The organism is Paenibacillus tianjinensis (assembly GCF_017086365.1).
GTDB lineage: Bacteria > Bacillota > Bacilli > Paenibacillales > Paenibacillaceae > Paenibacillus_AQ > Paenibacillus_AQ tianjinensis.
On record NZ_CP070969.1, the window covers coordinates 3,975,074 to 3,991,863 of the forward strand.

Here is a 16,790-nt window from a genome sequence, read left to right on the forward strand (position 1 = left end):
CTTCTGTCCTGTCTCTGATTAAGGCGTATATTCGTACATGTAATCCTGATTGATTACCTGCTTTTCTTTGATCTCTACCGGGAACATGGCTTCCGCCATCCGGATGGCTTTGAGCATTGCCTTCGCTTTGTTAAGGGTCTCTTCATATTCCTTCTCCGGTACCGAATCCCACACAATCCCTGCTCCAGCCTGCACATAGGCCCGGCCTTTACGGAAAATGATGGTGCGGATGGTGATACAGGAATCCATATTCCCGGAGAACCCTAGATAGCCGATAGCTCCTGCGTAGGCGCCTCTGGCTTCACGCTCCAGCTCGGAAATGATCTCCATCGCCCGCAGCTTCGGTGCGCCTGAGACGGTACCGGCCGGCAGACATGACAGGAAGGCATCGAAGAAATCTTTATTGTCGTCCAAGGTCCCTGACACATTTGAAACCATGTGCATGACATGGGAGTACTTTTCAATTTCCATAAAGGAGTCGCATTTCACCGAGCCGAATTTGGAAACCCTTCCCAGATCGTTGCGACCGAGGTCAACCAGCATCAGATGCTCTGCCCGCTCTTTTTCATCCTCCAGAAGTTCAGCCGCGAGGGCCCGGTCTTCTGCCTCATTCGCCCCCCGCGGCCTGGTTCCGGCGATCGGGCGGGTGGCCACACGGCTGCCGTCCACCTTCACCAGCGCCTCCGGAGAGGTGCCGACGATGATCTCTTCATCCATTTTGAGATAATACATATACGGCGAAGGATTCAGTGTACGCAGCATCCGGTATACATGAAGCGGGGATACTTCCGTCTCAATATGCAGGCGCTGCGACAGCACCACTTGAAAAATATCTCCGGCCCGGATATATTCCTTGGCCTGCTCAACATTAGAAATGTATTGTTCTTTAGTAAGGTTGGAATGAATCTCGCCCAGCTCGATATCCTGGGGAATGCTGCGGCGGTTAACATTTTCCTTTGGTCCTTCCTTCTGCAGCTCCTCGGCGAAGTCCTCCAGCTTGCGGTTTAGAGCCTCATAGGCTGCACGGATGTCGGAGTCCGTATCCCCTTCTTTGATGTGCAGGTTGCCTACGAGCAGGATCTGCTGTTTCACATGGTCGAAGACAATGATCCGGTCGCAGAACATGAAGCGTATATCATCCGTACCCAGATCATCTACCGCATGCGGCGAGAGCTTCTCATAATATTGCAGCAGATCATATCCGAAGAATCCGATCGCACCGCCGGTAAACGGAGGCATCCCGTCCAACTTTGGACTGCGGTAGGAGCGGAGCAGTGCTTTTAGTTCCTCGATCGGTTTGCCTGTCAGCCGCTTCTGCTCCCCGCCGACCTTCACGTGGATGACATTCTTTTTCCCGGATATCATCAGAAACGGATCACTGCCGATAAAAGAATACCGGGCCCATTGAATGCCGCCTTCTACACTTTCCAGCAAAAATGCGTGGGACTCACCGGCAAACCGCTGAAACAGGCGGATCGGTGTCTCCATATCAGCAAGCAGCCTTTTCACTACCGGAATCAGGTTATATTCCCGCGACAGTGATACCACTTCTTCAACACTAGGATTGGTCATTTAGGGATACCTCCTTGAAATGTATGAATATATTATCCGAAATACAGAAAAACCTCTACCGAAGTAGAGGTTGTTGTAGGTAAGTATATGAAAAAGCGCTCAGGACCGGGCATTATTCCAAACTATGCATGAAATGTCTGATTAAGGATATACGGGTAGCGTAAATAAACCAATCGTAAATACTATCCAAAAAGACATATGCAATTCAATGGAATGCCTCAGATTTAACATCCTGCACTCGTCTCAGCTATACTCAACTAGGCTAAACTCAACTAGGCTTTACTCGGCTAATTACACTATACATGATGACGGTGTTCATTGACAACCCGCAAACGAGAATAAATTACTTGCTCTGTGAGAGATCCGGGCGAAGCTTCTGCGCCTCATTCAGATAGACATGGCGGATATCCCGCTGCGACTTATCCGTGTTGACCTGTACCATCAGCCGGATGCACATCGGCAGACCGCCTTTGACAGGAATCTCGACGGAGCACATTAGTGGCACTAAATCCCAACCCTCAATTTCACGGATGGCCCGTGCCGGAAAAGTAGCATCCAGATCACCAGTCACAGTAATCCATACACTGCAGATATCTTCGGCAATAACATCATTGCGCTCGACAATTTCCCGAAGGAGCACAACGGTTTCACGTAAAATCTCATTTTCCTCGTTTTTGGTTACGGTTGTTGCACCGCGTATCCCCCGGTTCACCATGGGCTTCCCTCCTTCTTAAGCTGTGCGATAACCTCACGCACATCACTCTGCTGCACATCATTTACAATGCTGACAGCACCAATAGAATCCGGCACGATAAAGGTCATCTTGCCTTCCTTGAATTTCTTGTCATGCATCATCGCATCCATCAGCTCATCTTCGTTGTACTCTGCAGGCAGCCTCACCGGCAGCGATAACGCCGACAGCATAGAAACAGTGTCCTCATAAATCGCCTGATCGCGGCCCAGCTTGGCTGCCAAGAGTGCCGAACCAGCCATCCCGATGGCAATCGCCTCACCGTGCAGGAATTTACCGTAACCGCCTACCGCTTCGATGGCATGTCCGATCGTATGTCCCAGGTTCAGAATCGCCCGCTGGCCTTGCTCGCGTTCATCATTGCCGACGACTACGGCCTTAATGGCGCATCCGCGCTCCAGGGCATAGCCCAGCGCCTCTGCATCCAGAGCAAGCAGGTCTTCTGCATGCTCACGGCACCAGTAGGCAAATTCACGGTCCAGAATCAGACCATGCTTCACCACTTCAGCCAGGCCGGATGAGACTTGGCGCGGTGGCAGCGTGCTCAAGGTATCCAGATCATACAGCACCATCATGGGCTGGTAAAAAGCCCCGACCATATTCTTCGCCAGCGGGTGATTAACGGCCACTTTGCCGCCTACACTGCTATCGTGTGCCAGAATCGTAGTTGGGATCTGAATGAATCCGATCCCCCTCATGTAGGATGCAGCCACAAAACCCGCCAGATCTCCTACGACACCCCCCCCAAGCGCCAGCACCGCCGAGCTGCGGTCCAGACCAGCCTGAATCGCAGTTGTAATCACTTCCTCGTAGACGGTAAGTGACTTAGAGGCTTCTCCGGCTGGAATAACGTGACTTACGACCGAATAGCCTTGTTCGTGCAGCGAAGCTTCGACCTCAGCCAGATAGCGCGGGGCTACTTCGCTGTCGCTGACGACCAGCAGCGGGCTGCGGAGCGGAATGCCGGCTTCCCGGCAACGTTCCCCGATCTTGCGCAGCAATCCGCTGCCGATATGAATGGGATAAGAGCGCTCGCCTAAATCTACAGTAATACTGCGCATAATCAGTAGCTCTCCAGCTGCGCCAGGTAATTATTGTAGTTCGTTCTAATCTCCTCAAGCGAATCGCCGCCGAACTTCTCCAGGAATGCTTTGGCAATCTCCCAGGCAACCACGTTCTCCAGCACTACACAAGCTGCCGGAACAGCGCAGGCATCCGAGCGTTCCACCTGTGCGGTGAATGGCTCCTTGGTGTCGATATCCACACTTTGCAGCGGTTTGTACAGGGTAGGAATCGGCTTCATGACACCGCGGACTACGACCGGCATTCCGTTAGTCATGCCGCCTTCAAAGCCGCCGAGCCGGTTGCTTGCCCGGTAATATCCCCGGGAGGCTTCATACATAATCTCATCATGGACCTGTGAACCGCGCAGGATACCGGCTTCGAAGCCGATCCCGATCTCCACACCTTTGAAGGCATTGATCGACATGACGGCTCCGGCAATAGCTGCATCAAGCTTACGGTCATATTGTACATAGCTTCCGAGTCCGACAGGCAAGCCTTCAACGATGCATTCCACAATTCCGCCGATGGAGTCGCCTTCCTCCTTGATCTTGTCTATGTATGCCTCCATCTTCTGTTCCGTCTCTTTGTCCACGACTCTCACAGAGGATTCTTCTGTCCGGGCAATTAATTCGTCGATAGGCAGATTATTCGCAGGCGCTTCGATCTCACCGATCCGGATCACCTGTCCGGCAATCTTAACACCGAACTCTGCCAGCAGCTGGCGGGCAACAGCGCCTACCGCCACTCTTGCGGCCGTTTCACGTGCGCTGGAGCGCTCCAGTACATTCCGCAGATCGGTATGGTTATATTTCAATCCGCCGTTTAAGTCGGCATGTCCGGGACGCGGCCGGTTGACCCGCCGCTTCTCTTCATCACTGCCGGGAATCGGCTCAATATTCATAATATTCTTCCAGTGTGTCCAGTCTTTGTTCTCTACTACCAAAGCTACCGGAGCACCTGTGGTATAGCCATGGCGCACACCACCGACGATCTGTGCGGTATCCTTCTCGATCTGCATCCGGCGTCCGCGGCCGTAGCCCTTCTGCCGCCGCAGCAGCTGAAAATTAAGCTCTTCGAAGTTAAGTGTCAAATTGCTGGGCAGTCCCTCAATAATTGCTGTAAGCTGGGGGCCGTGCGTTTCCCCCGCTGTTAAATAGCGTAAACTCATGCTGCGTTCCCCTTTCACACTTTTAAACTGTAAACCGCTAAAATATTAAAACTCTTGCCTCATTATAGTATAGCCTTCCCGCTTTGACAAGAAAGGGATCATCAGTAAAAGTCAGATTTGCGTCCATATAAGAACAGCGCCGCCTTACTCTTTCGAGCAAAGGCGGCGCTGCTAAACGTCCCGGTTCAGAGCCCTGAATCAGCTTCCGATCTTTCGCTGTGCAGGAGCAACAGTCTGCTTGCTCTCCTCAAGCTTAAGCAGGCTTTGCAGCTGCAGCTCTTCGACACCAAGAATTTGCCCGCATTCACGGACGGTCAGAAACCCGCGTCTGTAGGCGGCAATGACCTTACTTTTGTCCATCTGGATTAACGACCTTTCGCATGGCGTAAAGTACCTGCTATTCAGTATCACTGAAAGATTGCGAAAGTATACCTACTTCTTCCGGTAGAAGAATGTTTCCGTCGACTCAAATCCGTATTGTGCAGGAGTGAAGATCTGTTCCGTGCTGCCTACAAACAGATAACCGCCCGGACGCAGGCTGGCCGAGAACTTATGATAGAGCTTGTTCTTCGCTTCCTCTGTGAAATAGATCATTACATTGCGGCAGATGATCAGGTCAAACCCTTCATCGAATTTGTCGAGCAGCAGATTTTGCTTACGGAAATCAATATTCTTCTTCAGCGATTCACTAACCTTGAAAACTGGGCCCTCCGGTGTAAAGTAACGGTTTGCCACATCCTTTGGCACATCTTTCAAGGAGCGTTCCAGATAGAGTCCCTGCTTCGCCTTCGCCAGTGCCCCGTCATCAATATCGGTAGCCAGAATGCCGGTCTGTGACAGGATGTTTTTATCAGCCAGGATCATGGCCAGCGTATATGGCTCTTCCCCTGTTGAACAGGCAGCGCTCCACAATTTCATCCTGCGGCCTGAGCGCTGCAGTTCCGGCAGTATAACATCCCGCAGTACTTCCCAGCGGTTCGGGTTGCGCCAGAATTCTGATACGTTGATCGTCATCCGGTCCAGAAATTCATAGAATAAAGATTTATCCTTCATCATTGCAGCAAAAAATTCTGTAAAAGTATGATACCCGTTCTTCGTCCGGAGCGTCGTCAGACGGCGCTTCATCTGTGCTTCCTTATATTGGGCCAGATCTATACCGGTGCTCTGCTTAACATTATGAATAAACCCGGTGTAATCCGGGTCTGGTGCTGTTGAATTCTCGTCATGATCAGCCATTATAATCCCTGCCTCCCGCCTGGAATTACATCCAGACTGCGATGTCTTTGCTGTAGTCTGCCAGTTCTTCAGGAGCAAAGAAATTAGCTATTTCGCGCTCTGCGCTTTCCGGCGAATCCGATCCATGGATCAGGTTAAGCGGAGTATGGCTGGCAAAATCACCGCGGATCGTGCCCGGCAATGCTTCGCCAACTTTTGTTTTGCCGATCATCAGACGGGACAACGCGACTACATCATCGCCTTCCCATACCATAGCGAATACGGGACCGGAAGTGATAAAGCTTACCAGTCCAGGGAAAAAGTCTTTGCCTTCATGTTCTGCGTAATGCTTTTTGGCTTGCTCTTCCGTAACGGTAATCAGCTTCGCGGCAATCAGCTTGAATCCCTTATCCTCCAGGCGGGCAACAATACGCCCGATCAATCCGCGCTGTACACCATCGGGCTTGATCATCAGATACGTTTTTTCCATAGAGTCACTCTCCATTTTCGCTTAGTCCAATAAATAACCGGTTTGAGACAAGTCCCAGCTTTTATATTATGGTTATATTTTCTGATATTATCAGAAACCCTGCCATCTGTGAACGTTTAATATTTTTGGGGAATAGGAGGCTTAGTAAGCACGTCCGGTCACAAAAAAAGCAATATCCCGCAGATTCCGTTTGGTCTTGTTAGTCGGAAGCTGATCCAGTGCCGCCAGCGCTTTGTCGATGTAGCGTGAAGCCAGCGCTTCTGCACGGGTAATTCCGTCTCCGGACAGGATCAGATCAATGGCTCGGCCAACACCGGCTTGCTCTGCACGGATAGAGGCCAATTCCTCCAACAGCGGCGCACGCAGGCGCGTGTCCTCCAGGCTGTAAATCACCGGAAGCGTAATATTGCCCTGCCTCATATCACTGCCCGGCGGTTTGCCGATCTGCTTCTCTGTTCCTGAGAGATCCAATAAATCATCGCGGATCTGAAACGCCATCCCGACATTATAACCGTAATTATAGAGCAGGCGGGCAGTTTGTGGCTCTGCATCCGCAGCCAGTGCACCAAGCTCGCAGCTGATAGCGATTAGCAGCGCTGTTTTGCGGCGGATCCGCCGCAGATAATGGCGTACACTTTGCTCACTGTTGAAGAAATCGCGGATCTGTTCCATTTCTCCTATGGACATCTCCACCATTGCTTTCGACAGGATCTGATGAATCCGCGGATTTTTGAGTTCAGAGGTGATGACAAGTGCCTTGGCATAGATATAATCACCGGTATACATGGCGATCTTATCCCCCCATTTGGCCTTGACGGTAAGCTCTCCCCGGCGAAGCTCGGCATCATCAATGACATCGTCGTGCACAAGTGAAGCGCTATGTATCAGCTCCAGCGGAATTGCGACACGCTTCAGTTTCTCCAGATCATATTGTCCGAATTTGCCGCCCATGAGCACAAATACCGGCCGCAGCCGTTTGCCGCCTGCCTTCAGCAGGTGAAGGGAGGTCTCTGTCAGCAGCTCGTCGTCTCCTTGAACACTGCGGTACAGCTCTTTTTCAATCTGATCCATATCCTTATTCAGCAATCCGAATATTTGCATTCGCTTCATTCTTTCACCCGTGTCAGCAGATTGTGGCTCCAAAGCTCCATCTTCACTTCCTGCGGCAGCAGGCCCAATTCATAGGCATAGCGGAAATAGAGGTTCAGACCTTCCTGCTGCCTTTCCCCAAAGTCATAACATAAATTACTGAAGTACCCGTGCCAATATTCAGGTGTGCCTCCAACCGACGAGCAGGCCTCCCGGATAATCGGAGCAAGCTTATTTACCCCGCGTACTTTACTCTCCACCAAAGCCTCGGCAATTTCGGCGATCGCCTCCGGCTTGTCTCTCGCAGCCTCACGGTTAACCGCCCAGACTGCGAAGGTCATGCTATGTCCGGTCCACTCTTTCCAGACCTCGCCAAGATCCGTAACGATGTAGCCCTGATCCTGCCAGGTAGCTTTGATCGCATTGTCGCCAATCAGCAGGCAGGCATCCGCCACTTCCATCATCCTATCCAGATCGGGTTCCGCCGTCACATATTCCGGCTTACACCCGGCCGCCTTCTCCAGCAGAATCTTCAGCAGATTCACCGAAGTCGCTGAGGTGTTGGTCACCGCAATTTTTCCATTTCCAATCTGCGTGAAAGGCACACGGGAGAACAGCATGATGGATTTTACCGGACCGTCCGCACTGACAGACAAATCCGGCAGCAGCAGCAGCCGGTCGCTTAACGCCGCATAAGCAAATGAAGATAAGGCGCCTACATGAATCGTTCCCCGGGCCATCCCCTGATTAAGAATGGCAGGCACTTCACTCACCATCTCTGCCGGATACCTTAACGAAGAGGGATGGAAATTGTGAAATACCGGCCATGAGTTGGTATAGCTGATTTTACCGATAATGGTATGCTGAGGATTACTCATTCGTTCTCCCCCCATCTGCGGAATAAATGGTGCTCAATGTTAAAGCTGTCCAGCACTTTCCCAACCATGAAATTAACCAAATCATCCATGCTGGTCGGGCCAAAATAAAAGGCTGGCATGGCCGGTATCAGCTTGACCCCTAGCCGCGAAAGCTTCAGCATATTTTCCAGATGAATGGCATGAAGCGGTGTCTCACGCGGTACAAGCACCAGGGGCCTGCCTTCCTTCAGCATTACATCAGCAGCCCGCGTCATCAGGTTGTCCGAGCTTCCATGTGCTACAGCAGACAGCGTCCCCATCGAGCAAGGCATAATAATCATTCCTTCTGTACGGAAGGAGCCGCTGGCAATGGATGCCCCGATATCCGCGATAGGGTGATAAAGCAGAGAACCGGGATAGCCTTTGAACTGTTCGTTCAAAAAGCCTTCCCGGTCTGTGGCGGTAAAACCCAGTTCTTCTTTGAACACCCGCCAGCCTGCATTGCTGACCACAAGATGGACCGTATACCCCAGTGCAAGCAGGGTTTCCGTCAGACGGACGCCGTAAATTCCGCCGCTCGCCCCGGTGATTCCTACGATGAAGTGTTTCGGTTTCAGCTCTGTCATCAGTAAAACTGCACCACCAAGTCAATCAGAGTAAAGGAAAACACAACGATGCTCAGCACACCGTTCATCGTAAAGAATGCTGTCTGCAAACGGCTTAAATCGCTTGGAGACACAATATGATGTTCATAAAACAGGATAATATAGGCAATCAGCATTCCAGCCACATACCACCAGCTTAAATCAGTGATAAAGAGCAGTGAAACAAATCCGATACCCGTTAGAATATGAAATACCTTGGCAATATCCAGTGCACGGGCCACTCCAAAGCGCACCGGGATGGAATACAAGCCTTCTTTTGCATCAAAATCAACATCCTGGCAGGAATAGATAATATCAAAACCGGCGGTCCAGAACACAATTGTGAAATAAAAAATCATGGCGGTCCAGTCTACATTGCCCGTAACCGCAACCCAGCCCCCCAGAGGAGCGAGCGCAATGGTTAGTCCGAGGATCAGATGGCAGGCCCAGGTAAAACGCTTAGTGAAGGAATAGAACACCAGCAGAAAAACAGCAATGGGCAGAAGCTGAGCAGATAAGGGATTCAGCTTAAAGGCAGCCCAGAATAATAAAAAGAACGAAATTGCGATGAACACTGATACTTCTCCAACCTTCAAAAGCCCTGCGGGAATTGCCCTTCCGGCTGTCCGGGGATTCTTCGCATCACTAATCCGGTCTATCAGCCGGTTCAGCCCCATAGCCGCGCTTCGTGCACCGAACATGGCGATAATGATCCAGCCAATCTGTGACCAGGATGGCAACTGGCCGAACATTACAACGGATCCCAACAGCGCCCCCATAAAGGCGAACGGTAAAGCAAATACAGTATGTTCAAACTTAATCATTTGCAGAAAAACGCCGACTTTTTTAAACATTACAATTCTCCTTGAACCCAATATGTAATGCAGCGATGCCTCCGGTCAAGGGGAAGGATTCCACTTTCTGCAGCCCGGTTTCACGAAAAATCACCGAAAGCTGCTCTCTGTCCGGGAAGAGGGCCAGTGATTCCGGCAGCCATTTATATTGCTCGTATCTTTTGGCAAACAGTTTGCCGAGGAGCGGAAGCATCCGCTCAAAATAAAAATAATAAATGCCCTTGAACGGCTGCTTCATCGGTTTAGAAAGCTCCAGACAGACAACCATTCCTCCCGGTTTCACCACACGCTTCATTTCATTCAACACTTGAACGAGATCAGGCACGTTGCGAAGCCCGAAGCCTATTGTTGCATAGTCAAAGGAGTTGTCACCAAACGGAAGATCCATCGCATTGCCCTGGATGAGGGAGATACGGTCCTGCAGGCCTTGCGCTTCCACTTTGCGCCGGCCCACTTCAAGCATTCCTGCACTGAAATCCAGTCCCATCACGGAACCGGTCTGGCTTGCTTCTGCGAGTGCGATACTCCAGTCACAGGTGCCGCAGCAGAGGTCTACAGCAGAATCGCCCCGCTTCATCGCCATCTTGCGCATGGTGAATTTACGCCAGGCTTTATGGCGGCGGAAGCTCAAAATATCATTCATCAGGTCATATTTACCGGCGATGCTCTCAAATACGGAATGTACAAATTGCTCCTTCGGCTTAACACCTTTATCGCCCAAAGCAGAAGTTTTCTCTATCGTCATACTCTACCCCTCCACGGCTGCTTGTCCAGAAATTTTCATCTGCAGGAGGAAGCGGTCCAGCAGGGTGCTGAGCTCACTGATCAGATGCTCGTCCTTGATACCCTGCAGCAGTCCTTGAATGGACTGAATCGATTCGTGAAGCTTATCGGTCAGCAGAGTATCACATTTGTATTTCATTTTCAGTTTTTTCCAGTCCTTAAGATCCATGTTCTGGTCGCGAAGCAGTTCAGCCTCATCGTCCGATGCACTCTCCAGCATTTTCCAGTAACAGTACCCTTCCCGAGCATTGCCGGGATCATTTCCGCGCCGCAGTTCGTAGCATACCGTTTCGCAGTGGCTGAACTCGGCCAGCAGCTTCTCCCAAAGTTCGGTGAGCGCCCCTTCAATCATCGGTGTAAAAGAAAGGAACAGCCGCATATTGAGCTGAACCGAATGCCGCAAATATTGTTCCGCGGAGAGCAGCATCTCCTTCATTTTGCCGTATAAACGGGCCTTCATCACGTTAAAGTCAGCGATCGCCGAACTTAAACTGCCCACCATCTCAATCTGTCCGCGCTTCGCAAGCAAGTGGTAGAACCAGCCGCTGAAATAGTCGCCGGCCAGCACTTTAAGCTGCCGGGAACGCATAAGGTCGCCACCGGGATCATCCTGAGTACGGTCGATGATCTCATGCGTATCGAGAGCAAGCTGCACTAGGCCTGTAACAAGCGTATAGAGTTCACTGTTACGGTCAGCTTCCGTGCCGTAACTAAGAAAAATATATAACAAATGACTACGCCCATCCGAAAACGGCGGCAATTCCGTATGCCGCTGAATCATGTCGTAGTCTGTGTAGGGTTTTACTAATTGCGGTATGCGGTACGGTTTCATTTCAGCCTCCGGAGCCATTGACGTTATTACAATATCTTTGTTCACAATCTTGTCTATTATATCACATGTTTTTTTGTCACGCACGATGGGACGTCCTAGTTTCTTTTACCCATATCAGGGATAAATGAACTGCTTCCGCCATAGCTCGCTTTCACTAATACGGAAGCCGTTCTTAAGCCGTTCAGGCAACGGCCCATTGCCGGCCGATTGCAGCTCCTGCTGCAGCTGGAGCGACCATTCGGTGCGGCGGATATCCCCGGCGAGCAATAGGCGCCGGCTGTCCAGCCATTTATCCTCGGCTACGATCCGCAGCAGCAGCTGGTCAATATTCTCCGTATCTTGAAAGGCAAAAGAGATCGCCAATGCCATATTCTGATATAACTCCTGAGGCTCATGGTCGTTGCCAGTTACCTTTAGATCCAGCGACAGGATCTGATTCTTCCAGCCGACACTGTCAATGTCCAGGGTGAAGGGCAGCTTGCTTATCACATCTACGAGATTATCATTTGCAAGCGTGGTACTGCCCCCGCCGAGAGTCTCCACCGCACGAGACTGCTGCAGAGCTGGTTCGAGGGACGCCAGACCCGGCAAGATAACAGCAACCGCAGCGGTTAGCAGCATTGCAATTCCGATCAGCCAGCTCCGGTTCATAGCCTGCCCCCTATCCATAGTTTCCGCCAGGCAGTGACATTATACGATCATACAGACTTGCCTATATCTAGTTATATTTTGAAAAAAAGCAGGCTATGCCTGCTTTTCAGCTTTCACTCTCCAGTTGTCCGTGTTTGCTCCATATTTCTGCTTTACCGCGGATTTTCATAGCTGAGGTATGATCGGTGAATTGAGCGATCAGCACCTCTCCTTTATCCAGCTTCTCCGTGTGGTGAAACCGCGTATCCAGGCCCCGGGTAAGTCCGATTACCTGAACGCCGTTCTCCTTGGCCTTTACCACGATGTATTCGCTGCCGGCCGGTGCAGGGCTAACGCCATTATTCTTCTCGGTCATGTTTAATCCTCCTTAACGTTGTAGTCCTTCAACAACAAATGCCGCCTTGGAGGGCGGCATCGTTAATACTCGGAAAGAGACTATAGGATTGATATGTAGAAATCTCTATTTGATTCCGTCTTTAAGCGCTTTACCTGGTTTGAAAGCAGGTACTTTGCTTGAAGGAATTTCGATTTCTTCACCAGTTTGCGGGTTGCGGCCTTTACGTGCGGAACGTTCGCGCACTTCAAAGTTTCCGAATCCAACCAGTTGTACTTTATCGCCGCTTTGCAGAGCTCCTGTGATCGCTTCGAAAACGGCATCTACCGCTTTAGTAGCATCTTTCTTGGGAAGTTCAGTTGCTTCTGTAACTACGTTGATCAAATCTGATTTATTCATGTCTTCTCACCTCCCTGGGCAAATTTCCGGTATCATACACTGTTTCCGTTTCAACGCAAAATATACGTGATAATCCCGTTTATTACTAGATACTGGCGCCCTTCTTCCTAGAAGCGCAACAAACTTATAGTAATACAGCCCACCCATAATTTCAAGGCGTTACTCAAAAAAGGAGCAGAAAGTATCATTTGAGCAGAAAATATCTGCTGAAATGATAGACTAATACTGTTAGATTCTTCAATTTAAGTACAAAAAAGAGAGCGGATTATCCTCCGCTCCCTTTTCTGATAATTGGTTCATCAGGTATTGTTGATTTATAAAATAATGGCGATAAGTCCGCCTGAGCCCTCATTAATGATTCGTCCAAGCGTTTCCTGCAGCTTATACCGGGCATTGTCCGGCATCATGGCGATTTTACCCTGTATGCCTTCACGCACGATGGAATGCAGCGAGCGGCCGAAAATATCTGACTCCCAAATTTTAATCGGGTCGTTCTCAAAGTCCTGCATCAGATAGCGCACCAGCTCTTCACTCTGCTTCTCAGTGCCGATGATCGGGGAAAATTCCGACTCCACATCAACCCGGATCATATGAATGGATGGGGCTGTCGCCTTCAGGCGGACTCCAAAGCGTGATCCTTGGCGGATCAATTCCGGTTCATCGAGCGCCATCTCAGCCAGTGACGGTGCAGCAATACCGTAACCTGTTGTTTTGACCATTTCCAGCGCTTCTGAGAACCGGTCGTATTCACGCTTGGCATGTGCGAAGTCCTGCATCAGCTGCAGCAGGTGATCTTTGCCGCGGATTTCAACACCGACCACTTCCATGAGCACCTGATCGTATAGCTCTTCTGGAGCATACAGATCAATTTCAGCTACTCCCTGACCCATGTTCATGCCGCTGAGTCCGGCTCTGTCAATGAAGTCATATTCAGTAAACTGGGAAACCAGACGGTCGACATCCCGCAGACGGCGGATATCTTTTACCGTATCCCGTACGGAATTCTCATAGCTGCTGCGCAGCCAGTGGTTCTCGCCAAGCACCATGACCCAGCTAGGCAGGTTGACATTAACCTCATGTACCGGGAATTCATAGAGCACTTCCCGCAGCACACCGGTCACATCCTCCTCCGTCATATTGGCAGCGCTGAGCGTCATCACCGGAATGTCGTATTTCAGAGCCAGCTCACTGCGGAGCTGCTGTGCTTCCTCACTGCGCGGCCGGGTAGAGTTGATTACAAGCACGAACGGCTTGCCGACCTCCTTCAGTTCAGCAATGACACGCTCTTCCGAGTCAATGTAGGAGTGGCGCGGGATTTCAGCAATTGTGCCGTCCGTAGTCACTACTACACCCAGTGTGGAGTGTTCCTGAATCACTTTGCGTGTGCCAATCTCCGCCGCTTCCTGAAAAGGAATCGGTTCCTCAAACCAAGGTGTGGAAATCATACGGGGCCCGTTTTCATCCTCGTAGCCCTTTGCGCCTTCAACGGCATACCCTACACAATCGACCAGCCGGACATTCACTTCAAGGCCTTCCGCCACTTTGATCTGCACCGCGTTGTTTGGCACAAATTTCGGCTCTGTTGTCATGATTGTTTTGCCAGCTGCGCTCTGCGGCAGTTCATCCACAGCTCTTACCCGGTCTGCTTCGCTCGTAATGTTCGGCAGAACAATCGTCTCCATGAAGCGTTTGATGAATGTCGATTTCCCCGTGCGAACCGCGCCGACGACGCCAAGATAAATGTCTCCGCCGGTACGCTCGGCAATGTCCTTGAAAATATCCACTTTTTCCAAAAGAGATCCCCTCCTCATATTACTCCGAAGAAAAAATGCCTGAAGAGCATCGACTTCGCGTTCCGCCGGTAAACGGACCCTTGCAGGACATCCACCGGACTTTGGCATTGCCCGCCAGGGAGCCTAGCCTGCCTAAGCGGAACATTTTTGCCCCGCGCTAAACTCCGAATGCTCGGACATGCATTTGGACTAGTATCATCATATGTATCCGGAACGGATTTATGACCCGCAGCTGAGCAATTTATACACGAATTTCACAAAAGCCAGCTGCTGCCCGGAAACCTTCTCATCAAGCATATGAAAAACACGCAGCGTATAGAACTGATTCACTTTTTCCAAAGCACAGCCAACACAAATAAGCCCCCTGAGTTAGGGGGACCGTTGCTGATTATTTACTTATGGCTGGGGAACAGGCTTGCCGCTGACCCACAGATAGGGTAAGGACTTCACCGGCACATAAAAAGAGGCCGTCTCCAATTCGGTTCTCAAGTCCTTATCTGGCACCGGGGTACTCCCGTTTTTGTCTATTGCAGACAGAATATCAAGGACATAATCAACGTACACCCTGCCGTTCTTATCCATCATAAATTCCAGCGGCTCACCGGAATAAACACTCTTCAGTGTAATCCCAGACGTCCGCGCCTGCTTGGAATTGATAGAAAAAAGTCCCGGATATCGTTCTTCCCCTGCCGGAAGCTTGCCCCCGTGATCGGCCTTGTATCGGTTCACCTGACGCTGGACATCATTGACCCTCTGCACAGTGACGAGATCCATCAGCTTCACAACAGGAGCGGTTTCCTCATCCAGAATCAGAAAATAGGCATTCCCGCCCTTTTCGAAGGCAGCTGGCGGAATTTCCTCTAAATACCCCTGCTTGCGCAGTTTTTCAAGATCAACTACGAACTTCTCATAACGCGGTGTGGACTCGTCACTATTAAGAATAGGCAGCAGCCCTTCCACCTGCTGATACTCATCAACAGCCGCCTGAACGCGCCTAACACTCTCCCTGCTGCTGCTTCCCGGCTGCATCTGCTCTTCGGGATACATGCAGCCTGCCAGCGCAGACAGCAGCAGGATGATTCCGGCAAGCAGCCCTAGTCTTGCTCCTTGTCTATTCACTCTCCTGGCGAGTTTCACAGCTTCCGCCCCCCGTCGTTCAATCGCTGAAGGATCAGATCTTCAGCATCATATCAGTTACTACCATAGCTCGTCCCTTTCACCACGGCGTGCAGCTTCCAGCCTGCGGCGTACAGCCGCTTTAAGCGGGTCTTCAGGAACACTGACGTTCACATCGCTGCAGACGGCAGCCTGGCAGGCCAGACGGACGCCCTGCTCCAGCAGGCTGCCCAGCTTGCGCTGTTCAGCCTCCCCGGGTGGACGCAGTGCACCGGATTCTTGCTGTTCCACAGTCACTTTACACATCAGACAGGCGGCTTTTCCTCCGCAGCGTGTAGGCAATATCACTCCGGCCTTGCGGGCAGCCTCCAGCAGCGATGTTCCATGCTTAACAACCGCTATTCGCTCTTCGGGCAGAAAAGTAACCTTATATCCATTTTGCAGCTTCATCATACAGCTTCCTTCCATAGCTATGTTTCAGGCATTACATTTTTTTGTAAATGCTTACATAATTGAAGCCGCTCCACTGAGCAGGCCGATTAACATAATAACAAAGGCAACTATGGACAAAATAGCCCTAAGCACACCTTTCGTCTTGCTGCGGGCAAAAGTGATCAGAAACACAGATACTCCCATGATTAGTATCGCAATAAGAGATAACCACATCTTCGTCATCGGATCCATAGCTGAGCCGCCTCCTGCCGTTTAGCTTTAATTGCGAATATTATAGCATGAACATTATATCAAGAAACCTATAAAGTCTATCCCCCAGCAAAAAAAGAGCAAAGACCCCGGAATCTGATCGGATTCCGGGTCGTTTGCTCTCCGCAATATGAAGAGAAATACTATTTTTTCATTAACATTTTCATCAAAGACTCCATGGTGCCGGAATTTGCGCCGCCTTTTTTGACAGCACTGATAATCTCCTGCACAGTAGCCTCACTGACCGGCACCTTCGCCATGGCTGATACCTGTTTGATTAACTGGCGGAGCTGGGCTTCATTCTGCATGGTTCCCGGCTTGACCGTACTTGCCAGCTTTTTAACCGCACCAGGCGTTATATTCTTGCCTGCCTTTTTGTTGATGGCATTTAATGCATCTTTGGAAAAATCTCTGTCCACTCTTCTTCCCTCCTCCGTCAATCCCCATTACAACATATGAGAATCGCCGGCAAAAG

At 50.7% G+C, this 16,790-nt stretch carries 21 protein-coding genes; all 21 read right to left on the reverse strand.

Annotated elements, in window-relative coordinates:
- Window positions 1–18: 18 nt before the first annotated feature.
- Window positions 19–1,572 carry an anthranilate synthase component I gene (gene trpE, locus JRJ22_RS18105; RefSeq protein WP_206100837.1) on the reverse strand — a complete coding sequence of 518 codons (1,554 nt, stop codon included), beginning with the start codon at window positions 1,570–1,572 and terminating at the stop codon, window positions 19–21.
- Between the two features lie 343 nt (window positions 1,573–1,915).
- The gene (gene aroH / locus JRJ22_RS18110; protein ID WP_206100838.1) at window positions 1,916–2,287 is read right to left on the reverse strand and encodes a chorismate mutase; all 372 of its coding nucleotides are present in this window, start codon (window positions 2,285–2,287) and stop codon (window positions 1,916–1,918) included.
- Window positions 2,281–3,384 (reverse strand): 3-dehydroquinate synthase, encoded by a 1,104-nt coding sequence (gene aroB / locus JRJ22_RS18115; RefSeq protein WP_206100839.1) that lies wholly within the window; start codon window positions 3,382–3,384, stop codon window positions 2,281–2,283. Before aroB ends, aroH begins: the two co-directional genes overlap by 7 nt.
- A gap of 2 nt (window positions 3,385–3,386) precedes the next feature.
- A complete protein-coding gene (gene aroC / locus JRJ22_RS18120) occupies window positions 3,387–4,556 on the reverse strand; it encodes a chorismate synthase (RefSeq protein WP_206100840.1) in 1,170 nt (389 codons plus the stop codon).
- A gap of 198 nt (window positions 4,557–4,754) precedes the next feature.
- Window positions 4,755–4,916 carry a hypothetical protein gene (locus tag JRJ22_RS18125; RefSeq protein ID WP_206100841.1) on the reverse strand — a complete coding sequence of 54 codons (162 nt, stop codon included), beginning with the start codon at window positions 4,914–4,916 and terminating at the stop codon, window positions 4,755–4,757.
- Between the two features lie 72 nt (window positions 4,917–4,988).
- Window positions 4,989–5,792 (reverse strand): CheR family methyltransferase, encoded by an 804-nt coding sequence (locus JRJ22_RS18130; protein WP_232380884.1) that lies wholly within the window; start codon window positions 5,790–5,792, stop codon window positions 4,989–4,991.
- 25 nt (window positions 5,793–5,817) lie between these two features.
- The gene (gene ndk, locus JRJ22_RS18135; RefSeq protein ID WP_054941360.1) at window positions 5,818–6,261 is read right to left on the reverse strand and encodes a nucleoside-diphosphate kinase; all 444 of its coding nucleotides are present in this window, start codon (window positions 6,259–6,261) and stop codon (window positions 5,818–5,820) included.
- A 141-nt stretch (window positions 6,262–6,402) separates the two neighbouring features.
- Window positions 6,403–7,371 (reverse strand): polyprenyl synthetase family protein, encoded by a 969-nt coding sequence (locus JRJ22_RS18140; RefSeq protein ID WP_206100842.1) that lies wholly within the window; start codon window positions 7,369–7,371, stop codon window positions 6,403–6,405.
- Window positions 7,368–8,228 (reverse strand): menaquinone biosynthetic enzyme MqnA/MqnD family protein, encoded by an 861-nt coding sequence (locus JRJ22_RS18145; protein WP_206100843.1) that lies wholly within the window; start codon window positions 8,226–8,228, stop codon window positions 7,368–7,370. Before JRJ22_RS18145 ends, JRJ22_RS18140 begins: the two co-directional genes overlap by 4 nt.
- Window positions 8,225–8,833 (reverse strand): UbiX family flavin prenyltransferase, encoded by a 609-nt coding sequence (locus JRJ22_RS18150; RefSeq protein WP_206100844.1) that lies wholly within the window; start codon window positions 8,831–8,833, stop codon window positions 8,225–8,227. Before JRJ22_RS18150 ends, JRJ22_RS18145 begins: the two co-directional genes overlap by 4 nt.
- Window positions 8,833–9,705, reverse strand: coding sequence for a UbiA-like polyprenyltransferase (locus tag JRJ22_RS18155; RefSeq protein ID WP_206100845.1), 873 nt, complete (start codon window positions 9,703–9,705; stop codon window positions 8,833–8,835). Before JRJ22_RS18155 ends, JRJ22_RS18150 begins: the two co-directional genes overlap by 1 nt.
- Window positions 9,698–10,450 carry a demethylmenaquinone methyltransferase gene (locus tag JRJ22_RS18160; RefSeq protein ID WP_206100846.1) on the reverse strand — a complete coding sequence of 251 codons (753 nt, stop codon included), beginning with the start codon at window positions 10,448–10,450 and terminating at the stop codon, window positions 9,698–9,700. The genes JRJ22_RS18155 and JRJ22_RS18160 overlap by 8 nt, the downstream gene beginning before the upstream one ends.
- Before the next feature lie 3 nt (window positions 10,451–10,453).
- The gene (locus JRJ22_RS18165) at window positions 10,454–11,320 is read right to left on the reverse strand and encodes a heptaprenyl diphosphate synthase component 1 (protein ID WP_206100847.1); all 867 of its coding nucleotides are present in this window, start codon (window positions 11,318–11,320) and stop codon (window positions 10,454–10,456) included.
- A 114-nt stretch (window positions 11,321–11,434) separates the two neighbouring features.
- Entirely contained in the window at window positions 11,435–11,971 is a 537-nt protein-coding gene (locus tag JRJ22_RS18170; protein WP_206100848.1) for a hypothetical protein, read from the reverse strand.
- A 106-nt stretch (window positions 11,972–12,077) separates the two neighbouring features.
- Window positions 12,078–12,326 carry a trp RNA-binding attenuation protein MtrB gene (gene mtrB, locus JRJ22_RS18175; protein ID WP_206100849.1) on the reverse strand — a complete coding sequence of 83 codons (249 nt, stop codon included), beginning with the start codon at window positions 12,324–12,326 and terminating at the stop codon, window positions 12,078–12,080.
- A gap of 105 nt (window positions 12,327–12,431) precedes the next feature.
- Window positions 12,432–12,704 carry an HU family DNA-binding protein gene (locus JRJ22_RS18180; RefSeq protein ID WP_019909963.1) on the reverse strand — a complete coding sequence of 91 codons (273 nt, stop codon included), beginning with the start codon at window positions 12,702–12,704 and terminating at the stop codon, window positions 12,432–12,434.
- A gap of 314 nt (window positions 12,705–13,018) precedes the next feature.
- Window positions 13,019–14,497, reverse strand: a complete 1,479-nt coding sequence (spoIVA, locus tag JRJ22_RS18185) for a stage IV sporulation protein A (protein WP_206100850.1) — start codon at window positions 14,495–14,497, stop codon at window positions 13,019–13,021.
- Between the two features lie 396 nt (window positions 14,498–14,893).
- Complete coding sequence (locus tag JRJ22_RS18190) at window positions 14,894–15,616, reverse strand: DUF3939 domain-containing protein (RefSeq protein WP_232380885.1); 723 nt, start codon at window positions 15,614–15,616, stop codon at window positions 14,894–14,896.
- A gap of 78 nt (window positions 15,617–15,694) precedes the next feature.
- On the reverse strand, window positions 15,695–16,063 hold the full coding sequence (locus JRJ22_RS18195) for a 2Fe-2S iron-sulfur cluster-binding protein (RefSeq protein WP_206105197.1): 369 nt from the start codon (window positions 16,061–16,063) through the stop codon (window positions 15,695–15,697).
- A 54-nt stretch (window positions 16,064–16,117) separates the two neighbouring features.
- Window positions 16,118–16,297, reverse strand: a complete 180-nt coding sequence (locus tag JRJ22_RS18200) for a DUF2768 family protein (RefSeq protein WP_054941370.1) — start codon at window positions 16,295–16,297, stop codon at window positions 16,118–16,120.
- Between the two features lie 161 nt (window positions 16,298–16,458).
- Window positions 16,459–16,734: a stage VI sporulation protein F gene (locus JRJ22_RS18205; RefSeq protein ID WP_206100852.1), complete on the reverse strand. Its 276-nt coding sequence runs from the start codon at window positions 16,732–16,734 to the stop codon at window positions 16,459–16,461.
- Between the last annotated feature and the right edge of the window lie 56 nt (window positions 16,735–16,790).

What these genes read in the sequence shown, in the direction of transcription:
- mtrB (WP_206100849.1), bottom strand. Translation starts at nt 12,326, where the DNA reads ATGACCGAGAAGAATAATGGCGTTAGCCCTGCACCGGCCGGCAGCGAA.
- ndk (WP_054941360.1), bottom strand. Translation starts at nt 6,261, where the DNA reads ATGGAAAAAACGTATCTGATGATCAAGCCCGATGGTGTACAGCGCGGA.
- JRJ22_RS18155 (WP_206100845.1), bottom strand. Translation starts at nt 9,705, where the DNA reads ATGTTTAAAAAAGTCGGCGTTTTTCTGCAAATGATTAAGTTTGAACAT.
- aroH (WP_206100838.1), bottom strand. Translation starts at nt 2,287, where the DNA reads ATGGTGAACCGGGGGATACGCGGTGCAACAACCGTAACCAAAAACGAG.
- JRJ22_RS18125 (WP_206100841.1), bottom strand. Translation starts at nt 4,916, where the DNA reads ATGGACAAAAGTAAGGTCATTGCCGCCTACAGACGCGGGTTTCTGACC.
- JRJ22_RS18180 (WP_019909963.1), bottom strand. Translation starts at nt 12,704, where the DNA reads ATGAATAAATCAGATTTGATCAACGTAGTTACAGAAGCAACTGAACTT.
- JRJ22_RS18160 (WP_206100846.1), bottom strand. Translation starts at nt 10,450, where the DNA reads ATGACGATAGAGAAAACTTCTGCTTTGGGCGATAAAGGTGTTAAGCCG.
- JRJ22_RS18170 (WP_206100848.1), bottom strand. Translation starts at nt 11,971, where the DNA reads ATGAACCGGAGCTGGCTGATCGGAATTGCAATGCTGCTAACCGCTGCG.
- JRJ22_RS18200 (WP_054941370.1), bottom strand. Translation starts at nt 16,297, where the DNA reads ATGGATCCGATGACGAAGATGTGGTTATCTCTTATTGCGATACTAATC.
- JRJ22_RS18165 (WP_206100847.1), bottom strand. Translation starts at nt 11,320, where the DNA reads ATGAAACCGTACCGCATACCGCAATTAGTAAAACCCTACACAGACTAC.
- JRJ22_RS18150 (WP_206100844.1), bottom strand. Translation starts at nt 8,833, where the DNA reads ATGACAGAGCTGAAACCGAAACACTTCATCGTAGGAATCACCGGGGCG.
- JRJ22_RS18145 (WP_206100843.1), bottom strand. Translation starts at nt 8,228, where the DNA reads ATGAGTAATCCTCAGCATACCATTATCGGTAAAATCAGCTATACCAAC.
- JRJ22_RS18130 (WP_232380884.1), bottom strand. Translation starts at nt 5,792, where the DNA reads ATGGCTGATCATGACGAGAATTCAACAGCACCAGACCCGGATTACACC.
- JRJ22_RS18195 (WP_206105197.1), bottom strand. Translation starts at nt 16,063, where the DNA reads ATGAAGCTGCAAAATGGATATAAGGTTACTTTTCTGCCCGAAGAGCGA.
- aroC (WP_206100840.1), bottom strand. Translation starts at nt 4,556, where the DNA reads ATGAGTTTACGCTATTTAACAGCGGGGGAAACGCACGGCCCCCAGCTT.
- trpE (WP_206100837.1), bottom strand. Translation starts at nt 1,572, where the DNA reads ATGACCAATCCTAGTGTTGAAGAAGTGGTATCACTGTCGCGGGAATAT.
- JRJ22_RS18140 (WP_206100842.1), bottom strand. Translation starts at nt 7,371, where the DNA reads ATGAAGCGAATGCAAATATTCGGATTGCTGAATAAGGATATGGATCAG.
- aroB (WP_206100839.1), bottom strand. Translation starts at nt 3,384, where the DNA reads ATGCGCAGTATTACTGTAGATTTAGGCGAGCGCTCTTATCCCATTCAT.